The sequence below is a fragment of the Corynebacterium sp. DNF00584 genome (genome assembly GCF_001552965.1).
Taxonomy (GTDB): domain Bacteria; phylum Actinomycetota; class Actinomycetes; order Mycobacteriales; family Mycobacteriaceae; genus Corynebacterium; species Corynebacterium phoceense.
Genome location: NZ_KQ959728.1, coordinates 187,816 through 201,661, shown reverse-complemented (window position 1 = coordinate 201,661; position 13,846 = coordinate 187,816). Strand labels below are relative to the sequence as shown.

The 13,846-nt window shown below is 62.5% G+C and carries 17 protein-coding genes; 6 read left to right on the top strand and 11 right to left on the bottom strand.

Annotated elements, in window-relative coordinates:
* Positions 1-601: 601 nt before the first annotated feature.
* A complete protein-coding gene (locus HMPREF0307_RS01345) occupies positions 602-862 on the top strand; it encodes a WhiB family transcriptional regulator (RefSeq protein ID WP_066485471.1) in 261 nt (86 codons plus the stop codon).
* 100 nt (positions 863-962) lie between these two features.
* Positions 963-1,037 (top strand): 50S ribosomal protein bL37, encoded by a 75-nt coding sequence (locus HMPREF0307_RS13515; protein WP_096030696.1) that lies wholly within the window; start codon positions 963-965, stop codon positions 1,035-1,037.
* Positions 1,038-1,125: 88 nt separating this feature from the next.
* Here the strand turns inward: HMPREF0307_RS13515 and HMPREF0307_RS01340 are convergent, their stop codons facing one another.
* The 3 genes from HMPREF0307_RS01340 to HMPREF0307_RS01330 are packed head-to-tail and all read right to left on the bottom strand — an operon-like array spanning position 1,126 to position 2,641.
* Positions 1,126-1,791, bottom strand: a complete 666-nt coding sequence (locus tag HMPREF0307_RS01340) for a DNA alkylation repair protein (protein WP_068801499.1) — start codon at positions 1,789-1,791, stop codon at positions 1,126-1,128.
* Positions 1,779-2,054, bottom strand: a complete 276-nt coding sequence (gene rsrA / locus HMPREF0307_RS01335) for a mycothiol system anti-sigma-R factor (protein WP_066485470.1) — start codon at positions 2,052-2,054, stop codon at positions 1,779-1,781. The genes HMPREF0307_RS01340 and rsrA overlap by 13 nt, the downstream gene beginning before the upstream one ends.
* Entirely contained in the window at positions 2,054-2,641 is a 588-nt protein-coding gene (locus tag HMPREF0307_RS01330; RefSeq protein ID WP_077210037.1) for a sigma-70 family RNA polymerase sigma factor, read from the bottom strand. The genes rsrA and HMPREF0307_RS01330 overlap by 1 nt, the downstream gene beginning before the upstream one ends.
* Positions 2,642-2,695: 54 nt before the next feature.
* Here HMPREF0307_RS01330 and ybaK point away from each other — a divergent pair, with 54 nt between their 5' ends.
* On the top strand, positions 2,696-3,199 hold the full coding sequence (gene ybaK, locus HMPREF0307_RS01325; RefSeq protein WP_066485461.1) for a Cys-tRNA(Pro) deacylase: 504 nt from the start codon (positions 2,696-2,698) through the stop codon (positions 3,197-3,199).
* Positions 3,200-3,234: 35 nt separating this feature from the next.
* Here the strand turns inward: ybaK and HMPREF0307_RS01320 are convergent, their stop codons facing one another.
* Positions 3,235-3,903 carry an SOS response-associated peptidase gene (locus HMPREF0307_RS01320; protein ID WP_066485458.1) on the bottom strand — a complete coding sequence of 223 codons (669 nt, stop codon included), beginning with the start codon at positions 3,901-3,903 and terminating at the stop codon, positions 3,235-3,237.
* Here HMPREF0307_RS01320 and aroA point away from each other — a divergent pair.
* Both aroA and rsgA read left to right on the top strand, forming a co-directional pair.
* Positions 3,902-5,209, top strand: a complete 1,308-nt coding sequence (gene aroA, locus HMPREF0307_RS01315) for a 3-phosphoshikimate 1-carboxyvinyltransferase (protein ID WP_066485455.1) — start codon at positions 3,902-3,904, stop codon at positions 5,207-5,209. The genes HMPREF0307_RS01320 and aroA overlap by 2 nt on opposite strands.
* Positions 5,202-6,239 carry a ribosome small subunit-dependent GTPase A gene (rsgA, locus tag HMPREF0307_RS01310; protein ID WP_066485452.1) on the top strand — a complete coding sequence of 346 codons (1,038 nt, stop codon included), beginning with the start codon at positions 5,202-5,204 and terminating at the stop codon, positions 6,237-6,239. The genes aroA and rsgA overlap by 8 nt, the downstream gene beginning before the upstream one ends.
* A gap of 93 nt (positions 6,240-6,332) precedes the next feature.
* Here the strand turns inward: rsgA and HMPREF0307_RS01305 are convergent, their stop codons facing one another.
* The 4 genes from HMPREF0307_RS01305 to HMPREF0307_RS01290 all read right to left on the bottom strand — a co-directional run bounded on the left by HMPREF0307_RS01305 (position 6,333) and on the right by HMPREF0307_RS01290 (position 8,648).
* The gene (locus HMPREF0307_RS01305; RefSeq protein WP_066485448.1) at positions 6,333-6,962 is read right to left on the bottom strand and encodes a hypothetical protein; all 630 of its coding nucleotides are present in this window, start codon (positions 6,960-6,962) and stop codon (positions 6,333-6,335) included.
* A gap of 131 nt (positions 6,963-7,093) precedes the next feature.
* Positions 7,094-7,570, bottom strand: coding sequence for a hypothetical protein (locus HMPREF0307_RS01300; RefSeq protein WP_066485444.1), 477 nt, complete (start codon positions 7,568-7,570; stop codon positions 7,094-7,096).
* Between the two features lie 146 nt (positions 7,571-7,716).
* On the bottom strand, positions 7,717-8,193 hold the full coding sequence (locus HMPREF0307_RS01295; RefSeq protein WP_066485612.1) for a DUF6912 family protein: 477 nt from the start codon (positions 8,191-8,193) through the stop codon (positions 7,717-7,719).
* Positions 8,194-8,237: 44 nt separating this feature from the next.
* Positions 8,238-8,648 carry an HAD family hydrolase gene (locus HMPREF0307_RS01290; protein ID WP_066485435.1) on the bottom strand — a complete coding sequence of 137 codons (411 nt, stop codon included), beginning with the start codon at positions 8,646-8,648 and terminating at the stop codon, positions 8,238-8,240.
* 282 nt (positions 8,649-8,930) lie between these two features.
* On the opposite strand from HMPREF0307_RS01290, the gene HMPREF0307_RS01285 reads away from it, so the two are divergent.
* Complete coding sequence (locus tag HMPREF0307_RS01285) at positions 8,931-9,308, top strand: hypothetical protein (RefSeq protein WP_066485427.1); 378 nt, start codon at positions 8,931-8,933, stop codon at positions 9,306-9,308.
* A 275-nt stretch (positions 9,309-9,583) separates the two neighbouring features.
* Here HMPREF0307_RS01285 and secA read toward each other — a convergent pair whose 3' ends face one another.
* The 3 genes from secA to HMPREF0307_RS01270 form a co-directional block, all read right to left on the bottom strand.
* Positions 9,584-12,145, bottom strand: coding sequence for a preprotein translocase subunit SecA (secA, locus tag HMPREF0307_RS01280; protein WP_066485424.1), 2,562 nt, complete (start codon positions 12,143-12,145; stop codon positions 9,584-9,586).
* A gap of 206 nt (positions 12,146-12,351) precedes the next feature.
* Positions 12,352-13,017, bottom strand: coding sequence for a ribosome hibernation-promoting factor, HPF/YfiA family (hpf, locus tag HMPREF0307_RS01275; RefSeq protein ID WP_066485415.1), 666 nt, complete (start codon positions 13,015-13,017; stop codon positions 12,352-12,354).
* A gap of 205 nt (positions 13,018-13,222) precedes the next feature.
* Positions 13,223-13,753 carry a ComF family protein gene (locus HMPREF0307_RS01270; RefSeq protein WP_230384196.1) on the bottom strand — a complete coding sequence of 177 codons (531 nt, stop codon included), beginning with the start codon at positions 13,751-13,753 and terminating at the stop codon, positions 13,223-13,225.
* Positions 13,754-13,846 lie beyond the last annotated feature (93 nt).

Below are 13,846 nucleotides of genomic sequence, written 5' to 3'. Positions count from 1 at the left end.
TATGAACGCGTCTCCACTTTCCTCGTTTCGTGTACGCGTCCACGAGTTTGCCCAGCTGGAACGAATGTAATTCATACGCAAGCCACCGTTTACCTATCCCAAACGCACATCACATCCTCAACCTAGGACGCAACGGGGGCAACGGTTAAATGACAGATTTGACCTCAGAGCACTCATCCCACTCACCCCACCACGACAAAAACCCAAGGTCACACGATTTTAGGTCAGCCTAATTCGGCCCAAATATGCTTTTGCCAACAAATGCTTAGGGGGTAAATCCAGTGACGTTTACCACAATTTACCCCCTGACCCTAGCCAAGCCTGAGTTTTCGTGCGATTATCTTCAAGTACCGCAAAACAGGGAACGGTTAACCGCCCCTTAACTGCAGATTAACCTCCGAGAGGAAGTTAGTCTTCACCGCGAATGTTGCCATGGCGGCGTCGACGCGGCCTGGGCCTCGGATTTCTCCGCGGCTTGCAGGCCCCACTGCTCGCAGACCGGCCATTCGCACCTTATCCACTACAACCCGAGGTTCGTTGGCGCGTCCGCGTCTCGCACCTTCATCACACCGCTGTCAAAATTTGTTAGGAGATTTCAATCATGGATTGGCGCCACGAAGCTGTTTGCCGCGACGAAGACCCCGAGCTGTTCTTCCCGGTCGGTAACTCCGGCCCTGCCCTTACCCAAATCGCAAAGGCCAAGCTGGTCTGCAACCGTTGCCCGGTTGCTTCCCAGTGCCTCAAGTGGGCGCTCGAGTCCGGCCAGGATGCCGGCGTCTGGGGCGGCATGTCTGAGGAGGAGCGCCGCGCTCTCAAGCGCCGCCGTAACCGCGGCCGTGGCCGCGCTCGCGTCACCGTCTAAAATCTCTTAACCCGCCGCGATTTCCCCACCGGCAGGTCCAAACACTAAAGTCTGTGGGTAAGTAATTATCCGCTCACCAAATTAAACAAGGAGGCCGCCCATGTCTAAGCGTGGTCGTAAGCGTAAGGACCGCCGTAAGAAGAGTGCAAACCACGGCAAGCGTCCTAGCGCATAAGCACAGCATGTAAAACAAGGGCCCGACCTTTTGGTCGGGCCCTTGCTGTATGTCAAGCCATGTGACTGAGGCGATTTCCTCCTCACACCTAGAGATACTTTGACGCCTCACGCACGGACAGCGGCGCCATCTCGGCGCGGTGCGCGTCGACGAAAGCACCCACCCAGTCGGGATTCGTCTTCGAGTAATCGCGCAAGGCCCAGCCAATCGCCTTATTGATGAAGAACTCGCTCGAACCGAAGTTGGCTTCGATGATCTCAGCGAGCAGCTCGGTGTCCGTGTGCGTCTTTCGGCCACGCTGGTGGTCGATGGCAATGCGCCGCAGCCAGAAGTCCTCATCGCGCGCCCAGGCCCGCAGCACGTCATTGACGGAAGGATCACGCAGCGCGATGTCCCCCGCTACTTTGTCGAGCACGTCGATGGAATCCCACCAGGCCTTGGACTGTGCCAACGCGCGCAGACGCGGCACGTCAGCAGCGGACAAGCGCCCGCGGACCGCCACGAGGTAATCCAACGCGACGTACTGATACTCGCGCTCGTCCGCGTCCCAGCAGGCGTCCACGAAGTCCCAGTCCACGCCAGATTGAGCGCGCAGTTCTGTGAATACCGGCTTCGCGGCCGCGCGCAGCGCCGGGCGCGGAATGCCCAAGAAGGCGAAGCGCCCCCGCATGTAGGAGGACATGGCAGGGGCACGGGTGGCATCGGCAAGCAATGCCAACGCCGCAGAGAGTGCGGCGAACGTTACTGAGTCCACCGGACCTCCGTGCGGGAGATCTCAATGGTGATCTTCTGGCGTAATTGCTCAGGGGCTTGGGCGCCGCCGCAACACTTGCGGACCATGGCACGCACGATCTCCTCGGCCGCGAGGCGCTCAGAGCATTCCTGGCACTGCGCGATGTGCTCACGGATTTCCAGGGTGCGGGCCCGGCTCGTGTTCTCATCGAGGAGCTCACAAAAGAGAGCCTGAACCTCCGGGGAGGTACACGCGCCGCAGTTATGTCCTTGTGCGTGTTCCATTATTTATCCTCCATATCCGGGTGGTGCAATCCAATGCCTTGTTCGCGTGCTACGTCCTTCAACGCGCCGCGCAGTAATTTTCTTCCACGATGGAGGCGCGACATGACAGTTCCCAGCGGAGTGCCCATCACTTCCGCGATTTCCTTGTACGCCAACCCCACGACATCCGCGTAGTAGACCACCATGCGGTAGTCCTCCGGAAGGTCATTCATCGCATCCGAAATCGCACCATCCGGCATGCCGCGCAGGGCCTCGACCTCAGCGGATTCCAGTCCAGACGAGTCGTGTCCAGACGTGGTGTAGAGCTGCGAATCCGTGAGCTCATCCGCGGAGGACTCGTGCGGACGTCGCTTCGCCTTGCGGTAGGAGTTGATGTACGTATTCGTCATAATGCGGTACATCCACGCCTTGAGGTTGGTGCCCCGCGTGTACGAGTCAAAGGAGTTATACGCCTTGAGATAGGTCTCCTGGACCAAATCCTCCGCGTCCTGCGGGTTGCGCGTCATGCGCAGCGCGCCGCCATAGAGCTGGTCGAGCAACGGCATGGCCTGTTCCTCGAAGCTCGGGCTCTTTTCTTGTGTAGCCACGAAGTAGCAGTCCTCCTTTTTCTACTTACGCTGTTAAACCTCTACCCTACTGTTATGGCTAAAAAGAAGCCGCATGCGGCTACCCCGGCACTGAAAATCCTCGAAGACGCGGGCGTCGCGCACTCCGTTTCGACGTTTGAGGGCGGCACCGATCATTTCGGTGATACCGCGGCCGAAGCGCTGGGCATCGACCCCGACCGCATCTTCAAAACCCTCGTCATCGACCTCACCGCGGGCAAAGGCCCCAAGCGCGAGCTCGCCGTATGCGTGCTGCCGGTGAGCCACCAGCTCTCCCTCAAAAAGGCCGCAGCCGCCTTCGGCGTCTCCAAGGCCACCATGGCCCAGCCTGCCGATGCCTCCAAATCCTCTGGGTATATCCCCGGCGGCATCTCCCCGCTCGGCCAGAAGCATGTGCTGCCCACGGCCATGGATGAGACGGCGCTGCTCTTCGACACGGTCTTCTTCTCTGGCGGCAAGCGGGGACTGGACATCGAGATGAACGCCGAAGACCTGCCGAAAGTCCTCGACCTGCAGTTCGTCGACCTCGAGGCCGAATAGCGCTCTTGGAATCCGGCGGCGCGCCAGCGCCGCCGCTAGAACAATTTCTTCTCCGCGGGCCCCTCGATGAGCTCCGCGTAGTCATTGCGTACATTGCCCACCGCCGGGTCCGCCGGACGTGTGTGGAATCCGCGTAGCCCGCTGGGCTGGAGCAAGTCCTCGCTCGTATCGCCCTCGAGCCACGGGCGAATCTCCTCGGGCAGGAGGAACTTGGGCAGGCGGCCGTGGAGCCACTCCATCTCCTCCGTCGCCGCCGTCGTCACCATCGTCGCCGACAGCTTATCCAGACCGGTGGCCCAGAGTCCGGCCGCCCACAGCTGACCTTCGGGTGCGGTGACGTAATACGGCTGCTTCTTTCCGTCTTCGCCCGTGTGCCACTCGTAGTAGCCGTCGAGCGGGATGATGCAGCGGTTCTTCTTGTACGCGTCGCGGAAAGACGGCTTGGTCGCCACGGTCTCCGCCCGCGCGTTGAACAGCGGCGGGCCCTGCTCATCCTTCTTCCAGTGCGGCAGCAAGCCCCAGCGTGCAGGCTCGATGGCGGCGAGCGTCTCCTTCACGCGAATGATGGGGATGGTCTGCGTGGGCGCAATGTTGTAGCGCGCCGGCGGCAGGCTCTGCGGCGCGTGGACTTCGCTCACGCCGGGCCACTGCCCCACGGCGTCGAGAAGGGACTCGGGTTGGAATAAGACAAAGCGTCCGCACATGCCCTCTATTATGGACTGCATGCCAGATTTATGGACAGCCCCAGTCGCCCCCAGCCCGCTCGATGCCACCGTGCGCGTGCCGGGTTCGAAGTCCATCACGAACCGCGCGTTCATCCTCGCGGCGCTCGCAGACGGCCCCTCGGTCCTGCGCGCCCCGCTCGTCTCGCGCGACACGGACCTCATGTCCGCGGCGTTGCGCGCCATGGGCGTGGGCGTCGAGCAGGCCACCGGCGCCGACGGCGTCCCCGAGGTGCGCCTCACCCCAGGCCCGCTCCACGGTGCCACCATCGACTGCGGCCTGGCCGGCACGGTCATGCGCTTCCTGCCGCCGCAGGCCGCGCTTGCCAGTGCCCCCGTCACCGTCGACGGTGATCCCCAAGCGCGTCTGCGCCCCATGGGCACCATTCTCCAGGCGCTGCGCGACCTCGGCGTCGAGGTCGAGGGCGACGCGCTGCCATTTACGGTAACCTCGCACGGCATTCCGGAAGGCGGCACCGTCACTGTGGACGCCTCGGGCTCCTCGCAGTTCGTCTCCGGCCTGCTGCTCTCCGCGCCGCGCTATGCGCAAGGCATCACGGTCGTCCACGAGGGCGGCACGCTACCGTCGCTGCCCCACATTGAGATGACGTGCGCCATGCTCCGCGAGGCAGGCATCACCGTCGAGGAACACGCTGACGAACCGCGTCCATCCTGGACCGTTCACCCCGGCCCCATCGCCGCGCGCACGTGGGAGATCGAACCGGATCTTTCCAACGCCACTCCGTTCCTCGCCGCGGCGGCCGTCGCCGGCGGCACGGTGCGCATCCCCGGCTGGCCGTCCGCGACGACGCAGCCAGGCGACGCCTTCCGCGGCATCCTCGCCGAGATGGGCGCCGACGTCGCGTTGTCTGACGGCGTACTCGCTGTCACGGGCCCCGCGGGCGGGCGTCTGCGCGGCATCGAGCGCGATATGGGCGACATCGGCGAGCTCACGCCCACTGTCGCGGCGCTATGCGCGCTCGCGAACACGCCGTCGCGGCTCACGGGCATCGCGCACCTGCGCGGCCACGAGACGGACCGTCTCAAGGCTCTCGCGACGGAAATCAACAACCTGGGCGGCCGCGTGACCGAGCTGTCCGATGGTCTCGCCATCGAACCGGCGCCACTGCACGGCGGTGAATGGCATTCCTACGCGGACCACCGCATGGCGACGGCAGGCGCGATCCTCGGGCTGCACGTGCCGGGCGTCGAGGTGGACAACATCGCGACGACCTCAAAGACGCTGCCGGGATTCGAGCACATGTGGGAGGACATGCTCCATGGGTAGAAACGCCCGCGGACGCTCCGCCCGCGACTACGACGAGTCCGACGTCCACATCCGCCCGGGCAAGGGATCGCGCCCACGCACGAAAGATCGCCCCAAGCACAAGGACGCGAAGTTCGGCATGGTCATCACCAAGGATCGCGGCCGCTGGGGCGTGGCCCTCGATGACGGCCCCGTGGTGGTCTCCATGCGCGCTCGCGAGCTCGGTCGCACGCCCGTCGAGGTCGGCGACCGCGTCGGCGTCGTGGGCGACACGACGGGCCGCAAGGACACCCTCGCGCGCATCGTAAAGCTCGCGGAGCGCACCTCGGTCCTGCGCCGCACGGCGGACGACACAGACCCGTATGAGCGCATCGTCGTCGCGAACGCGGACCAGATGCTCATCGTCACCGCCGTGGCCGACCCGCCGCCGCGCTCCGGTTTCGTCGAGCGCGCCCTCATCGCGGCCTTCGTGGGCAACGTCTCGCCCATTCTCTGCCTCACGAAGACCGACCTCACAGACCCCACCCCGTTCGCAGAGGAATTCGCGGACCTTAACGTGCCCGTCGTCTACGCCGGCGTCGAGGACGGCCTCGAGGCGGTCGAATCCGCCATCGATAACCACATCACCGCCCTCATCGGACATTCTGGCGTGGGCAAGTCCACGCTCGTCAATCGCATCGTTCCCGACGCCAACCGCGAGACCGGCGAGGTTTCCGCAGTGGGCAAAGGCCGCCACACCTCCACGCAGTCTGTCGCGCTGCGTCTGCCCGGCGCGCCTGGGCCTTCCGGCTGGATCATCGATACCCCGGGCATTCGCTCCTTCGGCCTGGCCCACGTCGACGCGGATACCGTTATCAACGTCTTCGAGGATCTCGCCGCCGCGACCGAGCAGTGCCCGCGTGGTTGCACGCACGCCGGTCCCCCAGCAGACCCCGAATGCGGACTCGACGATCCGGAGCTCGTCCCGCCCGAAACCGCCACGGCCCGCCGCCGCGACGCCGTACGCAAACTGCTCGCCGCGCTGCGCACCAACGTCGAGTGGGAGATGTAGCCAGGCGGCAGCCTCCCTGCCGCGAAAGCAAGAACGGACCGAGTGACTCGTGCTAAGCCAATCGGTCCGTATGCGTTCAGCGAGAGCCGGTTCTTAGAAGGGAAGCTTCACGTTGCCCAGGTTGATTCCACCGTGCGAGACAACGTACGCAACGCCAGTGAATGCCGCCGTGCCCAAGAGCCCCAACAAGGTGTAGAGCAACTCATCCGGCATCTGGGACGAGGTGTTGGCTGCGTCCTTGGAGTTGCCGGTGTCCGGCTTGGTCTCGACGCTGTCATCTTTGGACGAATCGTACGGTTTGCCGTTCGCGCAGGCGTCGAGGGCATTCTTGTACGCCTTCTCGTGCTTCTGGATCTGCTTGATGACGGCAACGTTGCCCTTGTAGAGCGGAATGTCATCCTCAGCGACAGTCTGCGCATCCAAAGCATCCTGCTGGTCCTGCATGAGGTACACAAGGCCCTGAGCGCCGTTGAGCTTTTCGTCAAAGCTCGACTTCGTCTTCTTCGCATCCTTGATGTCGACGGAGAACGGCATGACCGATTCCTCGTTGACGTTATTCTTCTGCTCGACCGCAGCGTCCCACTCCTCCTGTTCGGAGAAGTTGAGGTTGAACTTACACGTCTTCTGGGACACGGAGGTGTCCAGTGCGGTGGCCGGGGCGACGAACAAAGTCGCGGCCACAGCGACGGAAGCGAGAGACGCAACAATGCGAGAGCGATACATGAGAGGTTTCCTTTCGGGCGGTAGTCACTTTCACCCTATCAAGGACCCCTCTCCCTCCGCGGGGACTCCCCACATCTGTTGGGGCCACGGTGCCACTGTGTGCGGGGCACACAACGAACGAGAACAGACGGCTAGAACTTGATGCCCTTGATGAGGTTCTGCAGCGCCGGAATTTTTGAGCCGAACGTGTTGTATGCCGCAAGGAGCAGGCTTACAACAGCCAGGATAACGCCGAGGATCGGCGCAGCCTTCGACTTCGAGGACGCGTCGAGGATACGCAGCCACGGCGTCGTGTTCTTATCCTCAGTCATATCTCCCTCAGAGGAGCCACCGTTGTCCTTGGAATCATCCGCGCCGTCGGAGTCATCATCCTCAGAACCCTCATCCTGCGAGCCTTCGCTCTGGGAGTCCTCTCTGTTCTTCGAGTTCTCGGAGTCTTGGGATTCGTCGCCCCCAGCCTCGGTTGAGTCGCCACCGGTAGTGGCGGGAGCCGTCGCCGTGGTCTCTGATTCGGTAGTGACGTCCTCGGCCAAGGCCGGAGCAACGGCCAGCAGAGAGCAGCTCGCCGCAGCAACGAGGGCGGTGGACAAACGCAAAGAGGAACGCATGATATCTAACCTTCCGGAGATAAAAATGACCCACGAGGGAATGAAATCTGGAGCCAGACTATCCCCCGCATCACACCAGATCAAGAACGCGGACCTGCAGGTGCAGGTCCGCGAGGTAAATAAATCTTCGCGTCAGCGCGACTCGATTAGAGCAGTTCCACGAGGAAAGGCAGCTCCGACGGGTCGTAGAACGCCATGAAGTTGTCCAGGGCATCACCAACGGCGAGCTCGGCATCCTCGTCGCCGAGATCGGCGGCATCGATAAGCTCCACGGCTTTCTTCGTTGCTTCTTCGGACTCCTCAATATCGACGTGGATCGCGGCGAGCTGCTCCGGGGTAAAAATCGCGGGCTCGAGCTTGACCACGGCCTCGCCCATGTCCGGCTGCGGGTGCACACACTCGACGGGAACGTCGAGGGAGATGACCACGCGGCGGTGCGGGAAGTCCGTCTCATCACCGATGGCCAGCAGGCGCAGCGAGCTCATCGCCGCTTCCTGGTACGCGGAGTAGGCGATCTCTTCCTCGTCGCCCTCCGTGTAGAACTCCTGGAGCGCCGGCGTCACGGCGAAGCCCCAGCCGCTGCGCGCGGCGAGCTTGCCATTCTCTTTGAGCTCCGTAAGCATTCCAAACGTCGCAGGAACGTAGACGCGCTCGGTCTTCGCTGCCACTAGAATTCGCCCTCAATGTCGAAGACGGCCTGGATTTCCACCGAGGTGCGGTCAAAAACCGTGTAGAGCATGCCCACCATGCCGAAGTCCACGGCGGCGCGGACGTTGAGGATGGAGTCGTCCACCATGACGCAGTCGTTGAGCGGAAGAGCGATGGCGTCCGCCGCAGCCTGGAACGCACCGCGCTCCGGCTTATCTGCGCCGACCTCGCCGGAGAGAACAACGGCATCCACGAAGCCGCGGTATTCCCACTCGCGGATGTGCTCGGCACCGGCTCCACCCGGGTCGTTGGACAAGATGGCGGTGGCAACACCGTTCGACTTAGCAGCGGCGAGCAGGGTGCGCCAGCGCTTTACTTCTTCCTCAGCGCCGTCTAGGACGCCCACGAAATCAACGATGAGTCCGCGCATAGTTGTGAGTATTCCTCCCAAGAGATCTAAACGGTGCTACACGCCGCCGCGACCAGCCCATACCGTGGCACGGACCTGGCTCGCCGCATTCGGAGCACTTGACTACACGCAGTATAACGGACAAATCCCCTGCGCGCCGCCACCCCTTACAGGAAACAGCCAGCAAATATACAGCTACTGCGTGGACGGCAGTTTCATGGCATGATGTCGGTTAACCATCACGCATGTACTCGTCTCTTCCTTTCCCACCGATTTCCTCCCCGGATATCCCTGGAGAACGACATGTACGCCCCCATCCCCGGGTTCACACACCTGCGCGTCTACGTGCCACCCGACCCCGTGCACTATAACCGCGCGGCTCCTCCCGATGAGGACCGGACGCGTCGGCGCACCCTCGAATTGGTTCACATAGTCCTCGAGGCTGCCGCTGGCCTTCGCCCACTCACGCATCTCAACAATGACCGCTTCAGCGCCGCCGTGATGCTCCACATCCGCGCCTGGTCCCGCGGCCGCTCGCAGCGCGCCATCGGCTGCCAGCTACTCTCGCTCCACTGCCAGCCCAGTGGCGAGTACTTCGGCTCGGCCTCGATGGGCGGCAATCGGCATGCGTTTACGGGTCGCTACGACGGTGAGGCCCTCACATCGTTCCGGCTCATTTAAGCTGCCGATGCCGCCGTGCGCGCCCGCAGTCTAGCTCAGCGATGTTATGTCCATGAGGTTTTGAACTTGGAGTCCAAAACCTCATGGACATAACTGTTCTAGGGCCTCAGCCCCTTTTATTATTAAGCCCCTCACCAAACCCCAGACCACACGGCCTGGGGTGTGTGCGCTGGATCGGCGTGCGTGCTGCGCGTAAAGAAGCACCCCGCACGGATGTTCTTGGAACTCCGTGCGGGGTGTTGTGGGTGACTGGCGGCGCTCGCCAGCTATGCGCCTTAGGCCTGAACGGTACCGTCGCCCTCAGCGGCGGCCTGGGCCTGCTGCTGTGCAAACTGCTTGCGCAGCATAAACAGCTGGCGGACGGTCTCTTCCTTGACAGCGTCGTTCATGGCATTGAACATGTCGCCGCCTTCCTTCTGGTACTCAACGAGCGGATCGCGCTGGGCCATGGCACGCAGTCCAATGCCCTCCTTGAGGTAATCCATCTCGTAGAGGTGCTCGCGCCACTTCTGGTCGATGATCGGCAGGATGATCATGCGCTCGGTGTTGCGCATCTGCGACTCGCCGCCGATGGCGGTGATAGCCTCTTCGAGCTGGTCGTACTGGGCGTTTGCGTCGTCCACGAGAGCCTGGCGCAGCTGCTCAGCAGTGAGCTCGCCGGCGGAGCCGTACTCGGTGCCGTCGATGAGCGACTGGTAATCCATGGAGGGGCCGTAGAGGGACTCAAGGGCGTTCCACAGCTCTTCGAGGTTCCAGTCCTCGACGTAGCCGGTGGCGGTGGCACCAGCAACGTACGCGGAGATGGTCTCGTCGATCATCTTGCGGATATTGTCCTTGATGTCGCCCGCGTCGAGAATGCGGTAACGCTCACCGTAGACAACCTTGCGCTGCTCGTTGAGCACTTCGTCGTACTTGAGGACGTTCTTACGCATTTCGAAGTTCTGGTTCTCCACCTGCGCCTGTGCGCCCTTGATGGAGTTGGAGACCATCTTTGCCTCAATCGGAACGTCGTCTGGGACGTTAAGACGGTTCATCATGTTCTCCATGGACTGACCCACGAAGCGGACCATGAGCTCGTCGCGCATGGACAGGTAGAAACGGGTCTCGCCCGGGTCGCCCTGGCGGCCACAACGACCACGCAGCTGATTGTCGATACGGCGGGACTCGTGACGCTCCGTGCCAAGGACGTAGAGACCGCCGGCCTCACGCACCTCGTCGCCGAGGCGCTTGGAACGAGCCTTCTCTTCCTCGATCTCGGCGTCCCACGCTTCCTGGTAGCGCTCTGCATCCTCGAACGGGTCAAGTCCGCGCTCGCGTAGCTTGTCGTCGAGGATAACTTCCGGGTTACCACCCAGCACGATATCGGTACCGCGGCCGGCCATGTTGGTCGCGACAGTGACGGTGCCCGGGCGGCCAGCGCGGGCAACGATCTTGCCTTCTTCTTCGTGGTGCTTTGCGTTAAGAACGGAGTGCTCGATGCCGCGACGCTTGAGCAGTTGCGACAGGTACTCGGAACGCTCGACGGAGGTAGTACCGACGAGGACCGGCTGGCCGGCCTCGACGTGCTCGACGATGTCGTCGACGACGGCTGCGAACTTCGCTTCCTGTGTCTTGTAGATGCGGTCCGAGTGGTCAATACGCTGGTTCGGACGGTTGGTCGGCACCGGCACAACGTCGAGACCGTAGGTGGAATGCAGCTCGGCAGCCTCGGTCTCAGCGGTACCGGTCATGCCAGAGATCTTGTCGTAAAGACGGAAGTAGTTCTGCAGCGTGACGGTTGCGAGAGTCTGGTTCTCGTTCTTAATCTCGACGCCTTCCTTGGCCTCGATGGCCTGGTGCATGCCCTCGTTATAGCGACGGCCAGCCAGGACACGGCCGGTGAAGGAGTCAACAATGAGGACCTCGCCGTTGCGGACGATGTAGTCCTTGTCGCGCTCGAAGAGCTCCTTAGCCTTGAGCGCGTTGTTGAGGTAGGACACGAGCTGCGAGTGCTCCGGAGCGTAGAGGTTGTCGATACCGAGCTGATCCTCGACGAACTCGACGCCTTCCTCGAGCACACCCACGGTGCGCTTCTTGTGGTCGACCTCGTAGTGAATGCCTTCACGCATACGCGGCGTAAGCTGTGCGAAGACGTTAAAGAACTGGGAGTTCGTATCCGTCGGGCCAGAAATAATGAGCGGGGTACGCGCCTCATCGATCAGGATAGAGTCCACCTCATCGACGATGCAGAAGTTGTGGCCGCGCTGAACGATGTCGTTCTTCGTGCGAACCATGTTGTCGCGCAGGTAGTCGAAGCCCAGCTCGTTGTTCGTACCGTACGTGATGTCGCAAGCGTAGGCTTCCTTGCGCTCATTCGGGCGCATCTCAGAGAGGATGACACCCACGGACAGACCGAGCCAGCGGTGGACACGGCCCATCATTTCCGCGTCACGCTTAGCCAGGTAGTCGTTGACCGTGACGATGTGAACACCCTTACCCTCAAGTGCATTGAGGTAAGCCGGCAGCAGCGAGGTCAGGGTCTTGCCCTCACCGGTGCGCATCTCGGCGACGTTGCCGAAGTGCAGGGCGGCACCGCCCATGATCTGCACCTTGTAATGCTTCTGGTCGAGCACGCGCCAGGCAGCCTCACGCACGGTGGCGAAGGCGTCGAGGAGGATATCGTTGAGCTCCGCGCCGTCCGCCAGCTTCTGCTTGAACTCATCGGTCTTTGCCTTGAGCTCTTCATCGGTCAGTGCGGAGTACTGCTCATCAAGGTCCATGACCTGCTGTGCCATCTTGTCGAGACGCTTGACGGTGCGTCCTTCACCGGCGCGCAGCAGCTTGGAGAGTCCAAACACGTAAAAAGTCCTTCTTGTCGCGGCAAAAAATAGTTAACTTCCATGCGATTATACGCGCATGGAGTGCCGGCCCTGCGCGAGCGGTACGGTACGCCGCGGGGCCGTGGATCGCGGCGACCGGAACGGGCCGCAGCAAACAACGAAAACTAGACTACCGCCCGCCCCGGCGTGGTGCCGGAAACGGGCGGTAGGAATTGAAGGGTGACTTACTTGTCAGCCTCAACCTCGTCGCTCAGCGAGATGATGCCGTAGTCGTACGCGTGGCGGCGGTAGACGACGGACGGACGCTGGGTCTCTTCGTCGATGAAGAGGTAGAAGTCGTGGCCAACCAGCTCCATCTCGGACAGGGCATCGTCGACGCTCATCGGAACAGCGGCGTGCACCTTGGTACGAACGATCTGGCCCGGACGCTGCTCCTCAATGGTCTCAGCGTACGGATCGACGTAGCGATCCTGCTGTGCAGCCTTAGCGGCAGCTTCCTGCTCGGCAACGAACTCAGCTGCGAGCTCGCCGGTGCCCTTCTGAGCGCGGTGGCCGGACTTGACCTTCTCGCGGCGGACCTTGACCTTACGCAGGGAGCGCTCCATCTTTGCCAAAGCGGTCTCCAGCGCAGCGTAGAACGAGTCCTCCTTAGCCTCGGCGCGAGCCAAGTGGCCCTTGCCAGTCGCGGTGATCTGCAGGCGCTCTGCCTCGGCGTCGCGACGTGGGTTCGGCTCGTGCTGCAGCTCCACATGGAAGAAGGTCAGCGTGGGATCGAGGCGCTCAATCTTGGCCAGCTTGCTCTTCACGCGTTCTGCGAAGTGCTCAGGAACCTCGACGTTACGACCAGTGATGGTGACCTGTGCATTGGACTCGACCTGTGGGTTGGTCATTGACTTCCTCCCTAGTAGATGGGGACAAACTATGAACCACGAGACCTCCACCTGCGGCAAACGTCCCGGATGAGTACCGGAATTCCTGCACCAAGTTCTGTGACTCGGCCATTTAGGTGGAACTCTTTGTGACACCCCTCATTGTAGCAGTGGTCATAACATGGCTTTCACGGATCCCCCTATCGGGTGCCACCATTCGGTGCTTTCAGGCGTCTGCCAGCGTCAGCCCTGCCCGAACGAGGGCCCCCGCGCCACGCACAGCGCTTGCCGATGCCGCCAACGTCGCACCCGTTGTCACGACATCGTCGACCAGCACGACGTGCGCCCCGCGCAGCTGCGCGCGGCTGCTCGGACGCAGCTCGATGGCATGGGCCATATTCTCCCAGCGCGCATCCGCGTCAAGACGGGACTGATCCGCGGCCGAGGAGCGAATACGCAGGCACGCCAGCACCTGCACGCGTAGCCCGGCACCCGGCGCCTCGGCGAGCGTACGCGCAGCATGCTCGCACATATGGAGCACCGGGTCGCCGCCGCGCTGGCGTGCAGAGCGCACGCGTGTGGGCGCGGGAACGAGCACGAGCTCGTGGGGAATCTCACCTCGTGCGTGAAGGTACCGAAGAGCGGCCGCCAGCACGGCACCCACGTAGGCACGCACCGTCTGATTGTTGTATTCCTTCATCGCCACGATGAGTGACCGGCGCATGCGGTCGTACGGCCCCAACGCGAAGACCGGCATACCTAGGGTACGAGGACGGTGACTGATAAGCCGCGGCGTGGCGCGCAGCTTCTCCCGACACGGTCCGCACAACACATCGCCCGCCGCACCGCA

Coding starts and splice junctions, on each gene's coding strand:
- ybaK (WP_066485461.1), top strand. CDS start 2,696: ATGGCTAAAAAGAAGCCGCATGCGGCTACCCCGGCACTGAAAATCCTC.
- hpf (WP_066485415.1), bottom strand. CDS start 13,017: ATGACCAACCCACAGGTCGAGTCCAATGCACAGGTCACCATCACTGGT.
- HMPREF0307_RS01285 (WP_066485427.1), top strand. CDS start 8,931: ATGTACGCCCCCATCCCCGGGTTCACACACCTGCGCGTCTACGTGCCA.
- HMPREF0307_RS01290 (WP_066485435.1), bottom strand. CDS start 8,648: ATGCGCGGACTCATCGTTGATTTCGTGGGCGTCCTAGACGGCGCTGAG.
- HMPREF0307_RS01295 (WP_066485612.1), bottom strand. CDS start 8,193: ATGCTTACGGAGCTCAAAGAGAATGGCAAGCTCGCCGCGCGCAGCGGC.
- HMPREF0307_RS01270 (WP_230384196.1), bottom strand. CDS start 13,753: ATGCCGGTCTTCGCGTTGGGGCCGTACGACCGCATGCGCCGGTCACTC.
- HMPREF0307_RS01320 (WP_066485458.1), bottom strand. CDS start 3,903: ATGTGCGGACGCTTTGTCTTATTCCAACCCGAGTCCCTTCTCGACGCC.
- aroA (WP_066485455.1), top strand. CDS start 3,902: ATGCCCTCTATTATGGACTGCATGCCAGATTTATGGACAGCCCCAGTC.
- HMPREF0307_RS01300 (WP_066485444.1), bottom strand. CDS start 7,570: ATGCGTTCCTCTTTGCGTTTGTCCACCGCCCTCGTTGCTGCGGCGAGC.
- HMPREF0307_RS01345 (WP_066485471.1), top strand. CDS start 602: ATGGATTGGCGCCACGAAGCTGTTTGCCGCGACGAAGACCCCGAGCTG.
- rsgA (WP_066485452.1), top strand. CDS start 5,202: ATGGGTAGAAACGCCCGCGGACGCTCCGCCCGCGACTACGACGAGTCC.
- HMPREF0307_RS01305 (WP_066485448.1), bottom strand. CDS start 6,962: ATGTATCGCTCTCGCATTGTTGCGTCTCTCGCTTCCGTCGCTGTGGCC.
- rsrA (WP_066485470.1), bottom strand. CDS start 2,054: ATGGAACACGCACAAGGACATAACTGCGGCGCGTGTACCTCCCCGGAG.